The organism is Streptomyces flavofungini (assembly GCF_014650815.1).
GTDB classification, from domain to species: Bacteria; Actinomycetota; Actinomycetes; order Streptomycetales; family Streptomycetaceae; genus Streptomyces; species Streptomyces flavofungini.
In genome coordinates this window covers 449,032-464,563 of record NZ_BMVR01000002.1, presented here as the reverse complement: position 1 = coordinate 464,563, position 15,532 = coordinate 449,032, and the positions used below count along the sequence as shown (strand labels likewise).

Here is a 15,532-nt window from a genome sequence, read left to right as displayed (position 1 = left end):
CACCGTCGCGTTGGCAGCAACGCTACTGATGCAGATCAGGTGAAACGCGGTGCTCTTCCGTCTCGCACGGCAGGTGCCGGGTGCGAACGTGCCGTTCCCGGGTGCCGTACGAAGGGCCGCAGCTACGCTGCTGCGGAATGCTCAGCGGGCGGAAGAGCGAGTGGTACTGCACGGTCGACTTCGATCCACTGCAGCCCCACCTCCTCCGGCCGGTCCCCCGTAGGGGAGGTCCCAGGCGCGACTAGGCGCCGTCTCCTGCGTCCGGGCTTGAAGGCGACGCTTCTGCGTGCTGCCCGGGCCAGCGGCCAACAGTATCAGCCGACTGGTGCGCCGAACCCCCACCTTTACCCATCACTGACGAGTTCTATGCTCGCGTCATGGCTGATGTTCTTGCGCTGGTCGAGGCCCGCCTCCGTAGTGGCCTGGGGGAACCGGACGCACGCGCGGCGGTGACGTTCCTGGGCACGGACCGCATCGAGGTGCTGCGCTTCACAGGCCGCGCGGCCGGGGAGCTGGGGGAGCGGAGCGGGCCCGTCGTGCGGTACGCGACGCTCGGCATGTCCGCCCAGCCGATGGCCGACCCCACCGCCGTCCTCGCCGATCCGGTGAAGGGCCCGCGTGCCGAACTCGTCCTGTCCGTACGGGCCGGGCTCGTCGACACCGACAAGGTGCTGCGCCCGCTGGCCGTGCTCGCCGCCTCGCCGCAGGTGGAGGGGTTGGTCGTGGCGCCGGGCGCCTCGCTCGACGTGGGCGAACCGCTGTGGCCGGGCGCGCCGTTCACCTCGGTCCTGGTCGCCGAGCCGGGCGGCCTGGTCGAGGACCTGGACCTGGACGAGCCGATGGACCCCGTGCGTTTCCTGCCTCTCCTCCCCATGACGCCCAACGAGGCCGCGTGGAAGCGGGTGCACGGCGCGGGGGCGCTGCAGGAGCGCTGGCTGGGCAGCGGCACGGACCTGCGCGATCCGCTGCGCACGTCCGTGGCGCTCGACTGACGGCCGCTGCCGGTCAGTTGGCGAAGACGCTGACGCCGTCCTCCGTCGCGTGCCGGGGCTCCAGTTCCTCGGCGTCGTGCGTGAGCGCGCTCCGGCGGACCCACACCACCACCGCGCCGAGCGCCGCCGTGACGGCGGCGACCACGAACGGGATGTGGATGTCGCTCCACTCCTCGATCTTCGGCGCGAAGTAGGGGGCCGCGGCGGCGGCGAACCACCGTACGAAGTTGTAGCCCGCGCTCGCCACGGGCCGCGGGGCGTCCGAGACGCCGAGCGCCAGCTCCGTGTAGACGGTGTTGTTCACGCCGATGAAGGCGCCGGACAGGACGGTGCAGACGACGGCGGCGGTGTGGCTGCCGTACCCGAGGACGAGCACGTCCGCCGCGAGCAGCACCAGCGAACCGCCGAGCACCTTCAGGGACCCGAACCGCTCCTGCAGCCGGGGTGCGACGAGCACCGAGAAGACCGCGAGCAGCACGCCCCAGGCGAAGAACACCGCGCCCGACTTGTACGGGGTCATGTTCAGGACGAACGGGGTGAAGGCCAGGACCGTGAAGAACGTGTAGTTGTAGAAGAACGCCGACGCGGCCGCCGAGGCGAGACCGCCGTGGCCGAGCGCCTTGAGCGGGTCGAGCAGCGAGGTCTTGCGCGCGGGCTTCGGCTGCTCCTTCAGGAACACCGTGACGCACAGGAAGCCGACGGCCATCAGGGCCGCGGTGCCGAAGAACGGGTAGCGCCAGCTCGCGTCGCCGAGCAGGGCGCCGAGGAGCGGCCCGCACGCCATGCCGAGGCCGAGCGCGGACTCGTACAGCAGGATCGCCGCCGCGCTGCCCCCGGCCGCCGCGCCGACGATGACCGCGAGCGCGGTCGACACGAACAGCGCGTTGCCGAGGCCCCAGCCCGCGCGGAACCCGACGAGTGCGCCGACCGACCCCGACGTACCGGCGAGCCCGGCGAAGACGATTACCAGGGCGAGCCCGGCGAGCAGGGTCTTCTTGCCGCCGATGCGGCTGGAGACGAAGCCGGTCACCAGCATCGCGACGGCGGTGATCAGGAAGTACGAGGTGAACAGGAGCGAGACCTGGCTCGGTGTGGCGGCCAGGCCCTGGGCGATGGACGGCAGGATCGGGTCGACGAGGCCGATGCCCATGAACGCCACGACGGAGGCGCCCGCGGTGGCCCATACGGCCTTGGGCTGGCGGAGGAGGCCGCCCGCTCCGGTGTCGAAGGGGTCGCCCCCGGTGGTGGAGGCGGGGTCGGGGGCTGGTGGGCCGTCGTCTTCGGCGGGGTCCGCCGGTTCTTCTTGCGTGGTCGTTGCCATGCCCACAGGGTAGTTAGGTGATCTAACTAATGCAAGCTACATCTAGTTTTCCGAGGTGACGGGCCGGAGGGGTGCGGTGAGGAGGCGGCCTCCGGACGGGTGATCGTCCTTGACGGGGCGGCGAGGGGGGAGGACCGTTGGTCGCTATGAGGGGCGAACCCAGTTGCCCGAAGTGTGGTGGCCGGGTCAGGGCTCCCGGCCTCTTTGCCGACTCCTGGCAGTGCGATGTGCACGGCACGGTGCACCCGCTGCAACCCGTGATCCCGCCCAGCGTCGAGGCCCTCCAGGTCGTCGTGCGGCGTGCGCAGGTGCCGGTGTGGATGCCGTGGCCGTTGCCCGTCGGGTGGCTCTTCACCGGGGTGGCCTGCGCCGGGGACGACCGGAGTGGCGGGCGTGCCACCGCCGTGGCGTGCTCCGGGCCCGCGCCGCTCGGTGGCGTCGGTGAACTCGTCCTCGTCGCCGAGGAGTTGGGCGTGGGGCTCGGTGCGCGGTACGCCGGTATCGACGGGCCCGATCCCGGGCCCTCCATGAGCGCCGGGAAGGCCGCCCAGGCCAAGGTGCTTGCCGCTGGGCGGCCCACTGCCATGTGGCATGTGCCCGGTGCGCCCGATGACCGGGCCGTGTTCGCCGGGGAGGCTCGGGGGCTGTGGCTCTGGGCCATCGCCTGGCCCGAGCAGTCCGGGCTCCTCATGTACGACGAGATCGTCCTCACGGATCTGCGGGACGCGGGGGCCGAGGTGGATCTGGTGCCGTGCGGGGCGCTGTCGCCGCGGTTGCTGATGCCGTAGGGCGGGGCGGTGTCCTTCGCGGGGCGCCCCGGTCCCGCCCCTTCCCGGAACCGGGGCGCCGCGCCCCCCTGGACCCCAGCCCGTCGCGCACATCCCGTGCGGGTCGGACGGGGCGCCGCGCGCACATCCCGTGCGGGTCGGACGGGGCGCCGCCGGTCGGCCTGCGGCCTCGTCCGCAAACGCCGGACGGGCTGAAACCTCCCCGGGCGGGACGAGAGGCGCCGCGGGGCGGGCCGAGGGGCGCGGAACGTTAGACTCAGGAGTCCCCCCGTCCGGCCCGAACCGCAGTGGAGCCTCGCGTGCGCATCGATCTGCACAGCCACTCCACCGCCTCCGACGGCACGGACACCCCCGCCGAGCTGGTGCGCAACGCCGCCGCAGCGGGCCTGGACGTCATCGCGTTGACGGACCACGACTCCACCCGCGGCCACGCGGAGGCGATCGCCGCGCTGCCGCCCGGCCTCACCCTGGTCACCGGCGCGGAGCTGTCGTGCCGCCTGAACGGCGTGGGCCTGCACATGCTGGCGTACCTCTTCGACCCCGAAGAGCCGGACCTGGTCCGAGAGCGCGAACTCGTCCGCGACGACCGCGTGCCGCGCGCCAAGACGATGGTGCGCAAGCTCCAGGAGCTGGGCGTCGACGTCACCTGGGAGCAGGTCGCGCGCATCGCGGGTGACGGCTCCGTCGGCCGCCCGCACGTCGCGGAGGCCCTGGTCGAGCTGGGCGTCGTACCGACCGTCTCGGACGCGTTCACGCCCGACTGGCTCGCCGACGGCGGCCGCGCCTACGCCGACAAGCACGAGCTGGACCCCTTCGACGCGATACGCCTGGTCAAGGCCGCGGGCGGCGTCACCGTCTTCGCGCACCCCGCCGCCGCCCAGCGCGGCAAGGTGGTGCCCGAGTCGGCGATCGCCGAGCTGGCCGCGGCGGGCCTCGACGGCATCGAGGTCGACCACCCGGAACAACTGGCGTACGCGCCCGAGTCCGGCCCCCGCCTGCGCGGCCTCGCCGCCGACCTGGGCCTGCTCGTCACCGGGTCGAGCGACTACCACGGCACCCGCAAGACGTGCGTGCTCGGGGAGTACACCACCGACCCCGAGATCTACGGCGAGATCACGCGCCGGGCGACGGGAGCGTTCCCGGTGCCCGGCGCGGGCGGAGCCCTCTCGGCGTAACGCCACCCCGTCCGCGTACCGCGCGACCGCCGTCCGCGAACCGCACCACCACGTCCCGTCACGCGCCGCCCCCGTAGCCCGCGTCACGCGCCCCGGGCCACCGCCCGCTGTTCTGTACGACCCACTCCTGCAAGGCCATCACTGTGTTCGACGTCGCCGTCTTCGGATCCCTCTTTCTCACCCTTTTTGTCATCATGGACCCCCCTGGGGTCACGCCGATCTTCCTCGCGCTGACCGCGGGCCGCCCCGCCAAGGTGCAGAAGAAAATGGCCTTCCAGGCGGTGTGCGTGGCCTTCGGGGTCATCGCCGTCTTCGGCATCGTCGGCCAGCAGATCCTCGACTATCTGCACGTCTCCACCCAGGCGCTGATGATCGCGGGCGGGCTGCTGCTGCTCCTGGTCGCGCTCGACCTGCTCACCGGCAAGACCGACGAGCCGCAGCAGACCAAGGACGTCAACGTCGCCCTGGTGCCGCTCGGCATGCCGCTGCTCGCCGGGCCCGGCGCGATCGTGCAGGTGATCCTGGCCGTGCAGCACGCCGACGGCATGGAGCAGGCCTCCGTGTGGGCGGCGATTCTGGCCATCCACGTGGTGCTGTTCGTGGCGATGCGCTTCTCGCTGCTGATCATCCGCGTGATCAAGGACGGCGGTGTGGTCCTTGTGACGCGACTCGCGGGGATGATGCTGTCGGCGATCGCCGTGCAGCAGATCATCAACGGAGTCACGCAGGTGATCCGCGGCGGCTGAGCCGTGCGGGTGATCGCCCGACACGCACAGAGCCCTGTACGGCACCGGTCGCGCCGGTGCCGTACAGGGCTCTGAAGTGTGTGATGAGGCCGTTCGGCGCTGTTATGAGGCCGAGGCGTCGGCCGGACGGATGTAGAGGCGCTGCCCGATGGCGGCGGCTTGCTGCACGATCCGGTTGACGGAGGCGGCGTCCACGACGGTCGTGTGCACGGCGGTGCCGTCGACGTCGTCGAGTCGCATGATTTCGAAGCGCATGGGCTTCTCCCTTCGTCTGGTGATCCTCCTGAAGGAGAACTGCTGGCTACGTAGGGTGCAACGGCTTGACTCCCTCAAACATTCCCTACGCTAAAGAAAATTTTCGCGAGTCTAATGAACGGCTTGTTTCGTGACTGTATCGCGGCTGGTTGTGTTCGCTGAGTAACAGCCACCGGTTGTGCCTGCCGAGTGACGGACGGAACAATGCGTTTCGTATGGACATGGACGAGACGATTGACGAGTTCGGCGAGGCCACGGCCCGCGAGTTCGGTGGGATCGGTGAGATCACGGCCCGCGGGTTCGGTGACATCGCGGTCCGGCTCGAGCGCACCAACGGCCTCTTGGAGCGCATGCTCGCCGAGGTGGCGAAGACCCCGTCCACGCACGCGATCTTCGTCGACGCCGGTTATCTGTACGCCGCCGCCGGGCGGCTCGCCGCGGGCACCGAGGACCGGCGCGCCTTCGGCCTCGACTCCGAGGCGCTGATCGACGCGCTGATCGACAAGGCGCGCACCATCTTCGCGGACAGCAGGCTGCTGCGCGTGTACTGGTACGACGGCGCGAGACGCCGCATCCACACCTCCGAACAGCAGTCGATCGCCGAGCTTCCCGACGTCAAGGTGCGCCTGGGCAACCTCAACGCCAACAACCAGCAGAAGGGCGTCGACTCGCTGATCCGCAGCGACCTGGAGTCCCTCGCGCGGCACCGCGCGATCAGCGACGCGGCGCTCATCGGCGGCGACGAGGACCTCGTCTCGGCGGTCGAGGCGGCACAGGGGTACGGCGCCCGCGTCCACCTCTGGGGCATCGACGCGCCCGACGGCCGCAATCAGGCCGAGCCGCTGCTGTGGGAGGTCGACAGCCAGCGCACCTTCGAAGCGGACTTCTTCAAGCCGTTTGTCACGCGGCGGCCCGCCGTGCCGTACGAGGGCACGCAGTCCGCGCCCCGGCCCTCACGGGACGACGTGCGCTTCGTCGGCGCCCAGATCTCCGCGAAGTGGCTCTCCGCGCGCGGCCGCGAGGCGCTGGTCGGCCTGCTGCCCGGCCACCCCTACCTGCCCGGGTCGGTCGACCAGGAGCTCCTGGTCGAGGCGGAGCGGCTCCTCGACTACTCGCTGCGGGGCCAGTCCGACCTGCGGCGGGTGCTGCGGGACGGCTTCTGGGACCACTTGCAGAAGTGCTACTGATGACAGAAGTGCTCCTGAGCTAGCGCGTGTCCGTGTCGCCGTTGGCGGACCGGTCCCAGAAGGCGGCCAGGGCGGTGGCCGTCGCCTCCGGGCGGTCGGTGTTGGGGGAGTGGTTCGCGCCGGTGACCACGGTGCGGTGGGCGTGCAGGCGGCGCGCCATCTCGTCGAGCAGCGGTACGGGCCAGGTGTCGTCGCTCTCGCCGGACACGACGTGCTTGGGCAGGGGTACGGCGGCGAGGTCGTCGACGCGGTCGGGTTCGGCGCAGAGTTGCTTGCCGGTGGCGATGAGCTGGGCCGGGTTGTTGCGCAGCCAGCGGGCGCGGAGCGCGGCCTCGTCGGCGCCGCCGCCGTCCGCACCGGCCTTCGCGTCCTCCACCGGGTCCAGGGCCTGCATCGCGTCCCACACGACGTCCATCGGGTGGGCCGTGAGGGCGTCCGTGAGGAGGGTGGCGCGGGTGCGCTGCGACGGCGAGACGCGGGCCGGCCCCGACGAGACGAGGGTGAGCGAGGCGAAGGTGTCCCGGGGGGCGAGGAGGACGGCCGCGCGGGCCACCAGGCCGCCGAGGGAGTGGCCCAGGAGGTGGGGCGGGCCCTCGTCCGCGGTGCGGGCGGCCCCCGCCTGGGCCAGCACGTCGTGCGCCAACTCGGCCTGGGCGTAAGCCGATTCGTCGTCCGGGCCCGGGGACTCGTACTGGCCTCGGCCGTCCACGGAGACGGTGCGGTAGCCGGCCTCGGCGAGGGGCCGGAGCAGGGCGATGAAGTCCTCCTTGCTCCCCGTGAACCCCGGCAGGAGCAGGACGGTGCCCTTGACCTGGCCGGTCGGGCGGGTGTCGAGCACGGCGAAGTCGCCGCGCTCCGTACGGAGGGGGTACGCGAGGGTGCCCTCGGGCGGGGTGAAAGTGGGGGGCCTGCTCATGCCCCGAGGCTACTGGCCCCTGGGCCTTGGGCAACGGCACCCCTTGCGCCGACGTCACGGTGGCCGCGGGGGCGCCCTTCCCCTGGACATCACGGGCGCCGTGGGCCTGGGGCCGTGCCCCTCCCTTCACATCACAGTGACCGTGGGGCTTCGCATCACAGTGACCGTGAGACTTCACATCACAGGACATCACAGTGACCGTGGGACCGGGCTGTGCCCACCCTCCCGCCGGGCACCGTCCGGCCCGTACGTGGTTGCTGCCGCTGCCGCTGCCCACTGGCCGCAGTGCCCGCCCCCGGAGCAGGGGTGGGAAAAGGCCCGCGCCCGGGGGCCAGTGGCCCCCGGGCGCGGGTTACGGGTGTCCGGGCAGGACCTAGCCGTCTGCCGAGTCCGCGGGCTTGCGGGTGCGGCGGCGGCGCGGCTTCGCCGGGGCTTCCTCCGCTGCCGGGGCGGCCGGGGCCGACGCGGCTGGTGCGGCGGGCGCCGTCGACTGTGCCTCCGTCGCGGAGTCCGCTCCCGAGCGCGTCCGGCGGCGGCGACGCGGCGTACGCGGTGCGGCCTCCTCCGGCACGGCGGGCGCGGCCACAGCGGCAGCCGCGGCCTCGGCCGGGGCAGTCGCCGTCGTCGCGGCCGCCTCGCCCTCCAGCGGGGCGCCGGCGCGGGTGCGGCGGCGGCGTCGCGGCGTGCGGGCCGGACGCTCGGCCTCCTCGGCCTGCGGCCGGGCGGCGGCGCGCTCACCGCGCCGCGGACCGCGGGAGCCGCGCGAGCCGCCGCGACCGCCGGTCTCGCCCAGGTCCTCGACCTCCTCGGCGTCGAGCCCGGCCCGGGTGCGCTCGGCGCGCGGCAGGACACCCTTCGTACCGGCGGGGATGCTCAGCTCCTCGAACAGGTGCGGGGAGCTGGAGTACGTCTCGACCGGGTCGTTGAAGCCCAGGTCGAGCGCCTTGTTGATGAGCTGCCAGCGCGGGATGTCGTCCCAGTCGACGAGCGTGATCGCGATGCCCTTGGCGCCCGCGCGGCCGGTGCGGCCGATGCGGTGGAGGTAGGTCTTCTCGTCCTCGGGCGACTGGTAGTTGATGACGTGCGTGACGCCCTCGACGTCGATGCCGCGAGCGGCGACGTCGGTGCACACGAGCACATCGACCTTGCCGTTGCGGAAGGCCCGGAGGGCCTGCTCGCGGGCGCCCTGGCCGAGGTCGCCGTGGACGGCGCCCGAGGCGAAGCCGCGGCGCTCCAACTGCTCGGCGATGTCCGCGGCGGTCCGCTTCGTGCGGCAGAAGATCATCGCGAGCCCGCGGCCGTCGGCCTGCAGGATGCGGGAGACCATCTCCGGCTTGTCCATGGAGTGCGCGCGGTACACGAACTGCGCGGTGTTCGCCACGGTCTGGCCCTCGTCGTCCGGCGCGGTGGCGCGGATGTGCGTGGGCTGCGACATGTACCGCCGGGCGAGCCCGATGACGGCGCCGGGCATCGTCGCGGAGAAGAGCATCGTCTGGCGCTTCGGCGGCAGCATGTTGATGATCTTCTCGACGTCGGGCAGGAAGCCCAGGTCGAGCATCTCGTCGGCCTCGTCGAGGACGAGGCACTTGACGTGCTTCAGGTTCAGCTTGCGCTGGCCGGCCAGGTCGAGCAGTCGTCCCGGCGTGCCGACGACGACGTCGATGCCCTTCTTGAGGGCCTCGACCTGCGGTTCGTAGGCACGGCCGCCGTATATGGCGAGGACGCGGACGTTGCGCGCCTTGCCGGCGGTCAGCAGGTCGTTGGTGACCTGCTGGCACAGCTCGCGGGTGGGGACGACGATGAGGGCCTGGGGCGCCTCGGTGAGCTGCTCGGGCTCGGCGCGGCCCGCCTCGACGTCGGCGGGGACGATCACGCGCTCGAGGAGCGGCAGGCCGAAGCCCAGCGTCTTGCCGGTGCCGGTCTTGGCCTGGCCGATGACGTCGGTGCCGGAAAGGGCAACGGGGAGCGTCATCTCTTGGATGGGGAAGGGGTTGACGATGCCGACGGCCTCAAGGGCCTCGGCTGTCTCGGGAAGAATCCCGAGCTCTCGGAAAGTCGTAGTCAGGGCAATGCCTCTTCTGTGAGACGCGGCGCGAGGCGAACGCTGGGGGTCGTGACCGTGCCGGGGACTGCCGGCCGCCTGCTGGAACGAGCCGGGCGAGCCGGGTGGTACGGGACCACTGCCGACGCTCGAGCGCTCACACCGCTGAGGGGGTCCCTCCGCTGTGGCGTACGCACGGTGCGCATGCCCTGGAGGGCTGTCTGGTCGGAGCCGATCGGGCCACCGACCGGGCATCCTCATTCATGCGGCCCGTCGAATATTCGGCGGGCGCATTACCACTGTACCCCGGAATCTCGCATGCGTGTCCGGCGAATTCCTCACGTTGCTGTCGTCACAGTGGTTGACCAGGCCCTTACGCCATCCGGTGGGCGGGCTATTGTGCGCTTCATGGAGACGCCTGACACCGCCGCGCAGCCCCCCGAAGACAACGCCGACTCCGCCGCCCCCACCGGGGTCGCCGCCCAGGACTGGAAGACAGCGTCCGCCGACCCGCAGTACCGCGCCGCCGTCGTGGATCTCCTCGGCGCGCTGGCCTACGGCGAGCTCGCGGCGTTCGAGCGGCTCGCGGAGGACGCGAAGCTGGCGCCGACCCTCGGCGACAAGGCGGAGCTGGCGAAGATGGCGTCGGCCGAGTTCCACCACTTCGAGCGCCTGCGGGACCGGCTCGCGGCCGTCGGCGAGGAGCCGACCGCGGCGATGGAGCCGTTCGTCGAGGCGCTGGACGGCTTCCACCGGCAGACGGCGCCGTCGGACTGGCTCGAAGGCCTGGTCAAGGCGTACGTCGGCGACTCGATCGCGAGTGACTTCTACCGCGAGGTCGCGGCTCGCCTCGACGGCGACACCCGCAGCCTGGTGCTCGGCGTCCTCGACGACACGGGCCACGCCAGCTTCGCCGTGGAGAAGGTGCGCGCCGCGATCGACGCCGACCCACGCGTCGGCGGGCGGCTCGCACTGTGGGCGCGACGGCTGATGGGCGAGGCCCTGTCGCAGTCGCAGCGGGTCGTCGCCGACCGGGACGCCCTGTCGACCATGCTCGTCGGCGGTGTCGCGGACGGGTTCGACCTGGCGGAGGTCGGCCGGATGTTCTCGCGGATCACCGAGGCGCACACGAAGCGGATGGCGGCGCTGGGGCTGGCCGCGTAGGTCCAGGCTCCGGCGCGGGACCGGTCCGCCCGTCCGGCGGACCCGGTGCCCCGGCCGGGCGCTCCGCCGTCAGGCAGGAGCCTGGCGGCGGTGCAGACGGCGGGTGGGGCGGAGCAGCAGGGAAAGCAGCGCGGCCGACACGGCCAGGGCTCCGACCAGGGTCGCGGGAGAACTTCCGGGGCCCAGTGCCATGTGCGTGATGAACGCTCCGATCAGTGCTCCGCCGACGCCGGTCGCGAGCACCAGCGTCCGCGCGGGCAGCCGGTGCGGCAGGCGGCGGGCCGTCGCCCAGGCGAGGGCCAGGCCGATCAGTGCGGAGCCGAGTGCTTCGAGGATCACGGTGTGTTCCCTCCCTCGTGGCCAGGTGCAAAACGGTCGTAGCCGGTCTTACCCCCGGCTGCCGGAACGCAACCCTCCATACCCGCCGCGCACCGGAGCGCGGACGGCGGCGAACTCGGCGCATCCGCCACGGAGTCGACGGACAGCCGCCGCGGAGCCCACGCGCGCACGGCTACGGGGACGACGCACACCCGCCGCAGAGTCGGCGCGCACGGCTACGGGGACAGGCGCGCACGGCTACGGAGATGGGCGCGCACGGCTACGGAGACGACGGAAGGGCCCGGAGGCGATGCCTCCGGGCCCTTCCGTCGTCTCCCGCGCGGCCCTACAGGGTGCCGAAGCCCACCTTGCGGACGGCCGGCTCGCCGATCTCCACGTACGCGAGGCGGTCGGCCGGCACCAGGATCTTGCGACCCTTGTCGTCCGCCAGAGTCAGCAGCTGGGCCTTGCCCGACAGGGCGTCGGCCACCGCGCTCTCGACCTCCTCGACGCTCTGACCGCTCTCCAGAACGATCTCGCGAGGCGCGTGCTGCACGCCGATCTTGACCTCCACGCTTTGTCCCTCCGACGGTCAGTGATGTGCGCGGTCACCCGCGCCGTACCCAGCACAGATTAGCCCGGTGAGGGGACAGGATCGGTTCCGGCCGTGCACGCCAGGAGCGAACACGGCGGCCGCGGGGGACGGGAACAAACGCGCGGTCAGTGACCTTCGGCGCCGTGCAGCGGGAAGCCCGCGATGCCGCGCCAGGCCAGCGAGGTGAGCAGCTGCACCGCCTTCTCGCGCGGCACGCCGCCGTCGCTGTGCAGCCAGTAGCGCGCGACGACCTGGGAGAGGCCGCCGAGGCCGGAGGCCAGGAGCATCGACTCGGACTTGGAGAGCCCGGTGTCCTCCGCGATGACCTCGCAGATCGCCTCCGCGCACTCCAGGGTCACCTTGTCCACGCGCTCGCGGACCGCGGGCTCGTTCGTCAGGTCCGACTCGAAGACCAGGCGGAACGCGCCGCCGTCGTCCTCGACGTACCCGAAGTAGGCGTCCATCGTCGCGCCGACGCGCAGCTTGTTGTCCGTCGTCGACGCGAGCGCCGCGCGGACCGCCTGCAGCAGGTTCTCGCAGTGCTGGTCCAGCAGGGCCAGATAGAGGTCGAGCTTGCCGGGGAAGTGCTGGTACAGGACCGGCTTGCTGACGCCGGCCCGCTCGGCGATGTCGTCCATGGCCGCCGCGTGGTACCCCTGGGCGACGAAGACCTCCTGGGCCGCGCCCAGAAGCTGATTGCGTCGGGCACGGCGCGGCAGGCGTGTGCCTCGCGGGCGCGCCGCCTCTGTCTGCTCGATGGCTGTCACGCCGCCTCCCAAAGTCGTCCTTGTGCTGCGGTGTGCGCCGCGACGCCATCGTACTTTTCGGTAACTGTGATGTGCGCGGTACGAGCGCAGAATTTCACGGACTGGATGGCCTCAACAGGTCTGCGCGACCGCGCGTAGCAGGGCAAACACGGGCAGCTGTGTTCTTGTCGGCCGTCCGGATCAGCGGTAGTCGTCCTCGTCGAGGGACACCACACGCGCCTGTTCGGCCAGGTCGCCCTCGCTGGCGGTGTCCGGGTCGGCGTCCTGGAGGGAGTCGTCCCGCTGCGGGATGAGGTCGGCGTGCTGCTCGGCGGCGTCGGCCTCGGGGGCCTCCGCGTCGTACTCGGCCCCGGTCGCCTCTGTGTCCTCGAAGGTGTCCGGGTCGGTGGGGTCGACGGTCATGTGGACTCCTAGGCTCGCTTGTCTACGAGCCTAGGGAAGACGTGCGGGAGCCGCTACGCGATCTGTACGGGACATGTGATGCCGAACACGCGATCCCACGCGTGATCGTCTCGTAACATTGCCCGCATGTCTTCGACCGAGTTGCCGCACATGCTGGCCGCCGTCGCCCCCAAGCCGGGCGCCGTCGGCGTGGCGGAGGGGGAGCGGCTCGACTCGGTCGCGCTGCCCGGACTCACCCTGAACGTGCGCTCGCGCCCGTCGGTGCGCTCAGGCCTGCCGCCCGCGCTGTACGTGCACGGGCTCGGCGGGTCCTCGCTGAACTGGTCGGCCCTGATGCCGCTGCTGGAGGACGTCGTGGACTGCGCGGCGCTCGACCTGCCGGGCTTCGGCGACTCGCCGCCGCCGGACGACGGCGACTACTCGGTCACCGGGCACGCGCGCGCGGTCATCCGCTATCTCGACGCCAGCGGGCGCGGCCCCGTGCACCTGGTGGCCAACTCGATGGGCGGCGCCGTGTCGACGCGGGTCGCCGCCGTGCGGCCGGACCTGGTGCGCACGCTCACGCTGATCTCGCCCGCGCTGCCCGAGCTGCGGGTGCAGCGCACGGCGATGCCCACGGGGCTGCTCGCCGTGCCCGGCGTCGCGGGCCTGTTCACGCGGCTCACCAAGGAGTGGACGGCCGAGCAGCGGGTGCGCGGCGTGCTCGGGCTCTGTTACGGCGATCCGGGGCGGGTCACGCCCGAGGGCTTCCGGGCCGCCGTGCGCGAGATGGAGCGGCGGCTTGCGCTGCCGTACTTCTGGGACGCGATGGCGCGGTCGGCCCGCGGCATCGTGAACGCCTACACCCTCGGCGGGCAGCACGGACTGTGGCGGCAGGCCGAGCGGGTGCTCGCACCGACCCTGCTCGTGTACGGCGGCCGCGACCAGCTCGTGTCGTACCGCGTGGCGCGCAAGGCGGCGGCCGCGTTCCGCTCCTCGACGCTGCTCACGCTGCCCGACGCGGGGCACGTGGCGATGATGGAGTATCCGGAGACGACCGCCACCGCGGTTCGTGAACTTCTGGCCGATACAGGGGAGTTGGCCGGTCCGGACGAGTTGAGTGAGACCCGTGGTGTGCGCGATGGTGGCCGTGTGAGTGACCATCGCGATTCGGGTTCGAGGAGCTGAGGCGCCGCGTGGGACGTCATAGCCGCCGCGGTCCGGCCGCCTCCTCGGACACCACAGGCCCCTCTGGCATAAAGGGCGCCACCCCCAAGACCCCGCCGGTCCAGCCGACCCCGGCAGCCCCCCCGGCCCCCGCGCAGGGCGGCGGTTCCGGCCGTCGCAGACGCGGTCCGGGCGGCGACGGCACCCCCGCGCACGGCATCCCGCAGCTGCCGCCGACCGGCGGCGCGCCCCGACAGGCCCCGCCGTACGGCGACCCGGCGCACACCCCGGCCCACGGGTTCCCGCAGCACACGCCCCCGCACGGCGTGCCGCAGCAGACCCCGCCGCACGGCGTGCCACCGCACACTCCGGCCCACGGCGGCCCCCAGCACACCCCGCCGCACGGCCAGCCCCAACCCACCCCGCCCTACGGCGACCCCGCGCACACCCCCTCCCACGGCGTCCCCCGCCAGACCCCGCCCGGCGGCACCCCGCACGTCCGCGGCGGGCACCCCGAGCAGCGGGAGGCCGGGGGCGGCTGGGGCGAGGTCGCAGGCGCGGCGGCCGGGCCCCGGATGGGGGCCGGGTACGGCGTCGTGCCGCCGGGGGCGCGCGGGCCGGGTGTGCCCGGGCCCCGGGCCGACTACGTCGACGCCTTCGGCGGCGGCGCACCCGGTGCTCCCGACGACCTCGACGAGGCCGACCCCTTCGCCGGACGCGCGGTGCCCCCGCGGCGCACCCCGCCCCGCGACCCGTACGAGTCCGTGACGGCCTGGGAGTCCGACGGCTTCGACGGCGGTGACGGCGGGGGCGACGATGACGCCGACCCGTACGGCGACGACGACGGGCGCCCCGACGCCGCCACGGGCCGGGAGAAGAACCGGGCCCGTACCGTCACCGGCATCGCCGCCGCGGCCGTCACCACCGTGCTCGCCGTCATCGTGGCCGGTCAGGTCGCCGACGGCGGCAGCGACGACGGCCCGCCCGCCCGGGCCGCCGACAAGGGCGGCGACAGCCGCGACGGCCGCGACTCCGCGTCCCGCTCGGACGACCGGCCCACGCCGAGCAAGTCCGCGCCGGCCCGCCCGCTGACGTACACGGAGAAAATGGGCAAGAAGTATCCGCTGGACGCGAAACTCGCCGCGTCCGGGGATTTCGACGCCGTCCGCGGATTCGACAAGGCGCCCGGCAAGGGCCGGAAATTCCGCTACCGCGTCGACATCGAAAAGGGCATGGGTCTGGACGGCGGTCTGTTCGCGCAGGCCGTGCAGAAGACCCTGAACGACAAGCGGAGTTGGGCGCACGGCGGCGGCCGCACCTTCGAGCGGATCTCCTCCGGCCAGCCCGACTTCGTCATCACGCTGGCGAGCCCGGTGACCACCGCGAAATGGTGCGCGAAATCCGGGCTCGACACGCTGCAGCAGAATGTGTCCTGCGATTCCGCGTCCACCGAGCGCGTCATGATCAACGCCTATCGGTGGGCCCAGGGCGCCAAGACCTACGGCGACCGCATCCACCCGTACCGGCAGATGCTGATCAATCACGAGGTCGGCCACCGGCTCGGCTACGGCCACGTCGACTGCCGCCGCGACGGCGAGCTGGCGCCGGTCATGCAGCAGCAGACCAAGTTCCTCGACCACGACGGAATCCGCTGCAAGGCCAACCCCTGGGTGTACCCGGAGAGTTGAGTCACACGGACGGGGGCGAACCGGGCATCGC

Annotated in this window: 16 protein-coding genes; 8 read left to right on the top strand and 8 right to left on the bottom strand. The window is 72.5% G+C overall.

Annotation, left to right across the window (positions count from 1 at the left end):
* The first annotated feature begins 377 nt into the window (after window positions 1–377).
* On the top strand, window positions 378–992 hold the full coding sequence (locus IE274_RS05865) for a suppressor of fused domain protein (protein WP_190114488.1): 615 nt from the start codon (window positions 378–380) through the stop codon (window positions 990–992).
* A 13-nt stretch (window positions 993–1,005) separates the two neighbouring features.
* Here the strand turns inward: IE274_RS05865 and IE274_RS05860 are convergent, their stop codons facing one another.
* The gene (locus IE274_RS05860; RefSeq protein ID WP_190114487.1) at window positions 1,006–2,313 is read right to left on the bottom strand and encodes an MFS transporter; all 1,308 of its coding nucleotides are present in this window, start codon (window positions 2,311–2,313) and stop codon (window positions 1,006–1,008) included.
* A gap of 146 nt (window positions 2,314–2,459) precedes the next feature.
* Between IE274_RS05860 and IE274_RS05855 the strand changes: the two genes are divergently transcribed.
* The 3 genes from IE274_RS05855 (at window position 2,460) to IE274_RS05845 (ending at window position 5,022) form a co-directional block, all read left to right on the top strand.
* Window positions 2,460–3,101, top strand: a complete 642-nt coding sequence (locus IE274_RS05855) for a DUF6758 family protein (RefSeq protein WP_190114486.1) — start codon at window positions 2,460–2,462, stop codon at window positions 3,099–3,101.
* 299 nt (window positions 3,102–3,400) lie between these two features.
* Window positions 3,401–4,276 carry a PHP domain-containing protein gene (locus tag IE274_RS05850; protein ID WP_190114485.1) on the top strand — a complete coding sequence of 292 codons (876 nt, stop codon included), beginning with the start codon at window positions 3,401–3,403 and terminating at the stop codon, window positions 4,274–4,276.
* Window positions 4,277–4,419: 143 nt separating this feature from the next.
* On the top strand, window positions 4,420–5,022 hold the full coding sequence (locus tag IE274_RS05845; RefSeq protein ID WP_190114484.1) for a MarC family protein: 603 nt from the start codon (window positions 4,420–4,422) through the stop codon (window positions 5,020–5,022).
* 102 nt (window positions 5,023–5,124) lie between these two features.
* Here the strand turns inward: IE274_RS05845 and IE274_RS05840 are convergent, their stop codons facing one another.
* Window positions 5,125–5,277 carry a DUF8834 family protein gene (locus IE274_RS05840; RefSeq protein ID WP_190114483.1) on the bottom strand — a complete coding sequence of 51 codons (153 nt, stop codon included), beginning with the start codon at window positions 5,275–5,277 and terminating at the stop codon, window positions 5,125–5,127.
* Window positions 5,278–5,492: 215 nt separating this feature from the next.
* On the opposite strand from IE274_RS05840, the gene IE274_RS05835 reads away from it, so the two are divergent.
* A complete protein-coding gene (locus IE274_RS05835) occupies window positions 5,493–6,464 on the top strand; it encodes an NYN domain-containing protein (RefSeq protein WP_372447099.1) in 972 nt (323 codons plus the stop codon).
* A 19-nt stretch (window positions 6,465–6,483) separates the two neighbouring features.
* Here the strand turns inward: IE274_RS05835 and IE274_RS05830 are convergent, their stop codons facing one another.
* On the bottom strand, window positions 6,484–7,380 hold the full coding sequence (locus tag IE274_RS05830) for an alpha/beta fold hydrolase (protein WP_190114482.1): 897 nt from the start codon (window positions 7,378–7,380) through the stop codon (window positions 6,484–6,486).
* 373 nt (window positions 7,381–7,753) lie between these two features.
* Complete coding sequence (locus tag IE274_RS05825; protein ID WP_190114481.1) at window positions 7,754–9,352, bottom strand: DEAD/DEAH box helicase; 1,599 nt, start codon at window positions 9,350–9,352, stop codon at window positions 7,754–7,756.
* 468 nt (window positions 9,353–9,820) lie between these two features.
* On the opposite strand from IE274_RS05825, the gene IE274_RS05820 reads away from it, so the two are divergent.
* Window positions 9,821–10,585: a ferritin-like fold-containing protein gene (locus tag IE274_RS05820; RefSeq protein ID WP_372447100.1), complete on the top strand. Its 765-nt coding sequence runs from the start codon at window positions 9,821–9,823 to the stop codon at window positions 10,583–10,585.
* Window positions 10,586–10,654: 69 nt separating this feature from the next.
* Here the strand turns inward: IE274_RS05820 and IE274_RS05815 are convergent, their stop codons facing one another.
* The 4 genes from IE274_RS05815 to IE274_RS05800 form a co-directional block, all read right to left on the bottom strand.
* Window positions 10,655–10,924, bottom strand: a complete 270-nt coding sequence (locus IE274_RS05815) for a hypothetical protein (RefSeq protein WP_190114479.1) — start codon at window positions 10,922–10,924, stop codon at window positions 10,655–10,657.
* 325 nt (window positions 10,925–11,249) lie between these two features.
* Window positions 11,250–11,477 carry a DUF3107 domain-containing protein gene (locus IE274_RS05810; protein ID WP_190114478.1) on the bottom strand — a complete coding sequence of 76 codons (228 nt, stop codon included), beginning with the start codon at window positions 11,475–11,477 and terminating at the stop codon, window positions 11,250–11,252.
* Between the two features lie 146 nt (window positions 11,478–11,623).
* Complete coding sequence (locus IE274_RS05805) at window positions 11,624–12,265, bottom strand: TetR/AcrR family transcriptional regulator (RefSeq protein ID WP_190114477.1); 642 nt, start codon at window positions 12,263–12,265, stop codon at window positions 11,624–11,626.
* Between the two features lie 180 nt (window positions 12,266–12,445).
* The gene (locus IE274_RS05800) at window positions 12,446–12,667 is read right to left on the bottom strand and encodes an Rv3202a family protein (RefSeq protein WP_190114476.1); all 222 of its coding nucleotides are present in this window, start codon (window positions 12,665–12,667) and stop codon (window positions 12,446–12,448) included.
* A 126-nt stretch (window positions 12,668–12,793) separates the two neighbouring features.
* Between IE274_RS05800 and IE274_RS05795 the strand changes: the two genes are divergently transcribed.
* Together IE274_RS05795 and IE274_RS05790 are read left to right on the top strand one after the other, a co-directional pair.
* Window positions 12,794–13,834: an alpha/beta fold hydrolase gene (locus IE274_RS05795; RefSeq protein WP_190114475.1), complete on the top strand. Its 1,041-nt coding sequence runs from the start codon at window positions 12,794–12,796 to the stop codon at window positions 13,832–13,834.
* An 8-nt stretch (window positions 13,835–13,842) separates the two neighbouring features.
* Complete coding sequence (locus tag IE274_RS05790; RefSeq protein WP_190114474.1) at window positions 13,843–15,501, top strand: DUF3152 domain-containing protein; 1,659 nt, start codon at window positions 13,843–13,845, stop codon at window positions 15,499–15,501.
* The last annotated feature ends 31 nt before the right edge of the window (window positions 15,502–15,532 follow it).

What these genes read in the sequence shown, in the direction of transcription:
- IE274_RS05865 (WP_190114488.1), top strand. Translation starts at nt 378, where the DNA reads ATGGCTGATGTTCTTGCGCTGGTCGAGGCCCGCCTCCGTAGTGGCCTG.
- IE274_RS05860 (WP_190114487.1), bottom strand. Translation starts at nt 2,313, where the DNA reads ATGGCAACGACCACGCAAGAAGAACCGGCGGACCCCGCCGAAGACGAC.
- IE274_RS05855 (WP_190114486.1), top strand. Translation starts at nt 2,460, where the DNA reads ATGAGGGGCGAACCCAGTTGCCCGAAGTGTGGTGGCCGGGTCAGGGCT.
- IE274_RS05840 (WP_190114483.1), bottom strand. Translation starts at nt 5,277, where the DNA reads ATGCGCTTCGAAATCATGCGACTCGACGACGTCGACGGCACCGCCGTG.
- IE274_RS05835 (WP_372447099.1), top strand. Translation starts at nt 5,493, where the DNA reads ATGGACATGGACGAGACGATTGACGAGTTCGGCGAGGCCACGGCCCGC.
- IE274_RS05830 (WP_190114482.1), bottom strand. Translation starts at nt 7,380, where the DNA reads ATGAGCAGGCCCCCCACTTTCACCCCGCCCGAGGGCACCCTCGCGTAC.
- IE274_RS05825 (WP_190114481.1), bottom strand. Translation starts at nt 9,352, where the DNA reads ATGACGCTCCCCGTTGCCCTTTCCGGCACCGACGTCATCGGCCAGGCC.
- IE274_RS05800 (WP_190114476.1), bottom strand. Translation starts at nt 12,667, where the DNA reads ATGACCGTCGACCCCACCGACCCGGACACCTTCGAGGACACAGAGGCG.
- IE274_RS05795 (WP_190114475.1), top strand. Translation starts at nt 12,794, where the DNA reads ATGTCTTCGACCGAGTTGCCGCACATGCTGGCCGCCGTCGCCCCCAAG.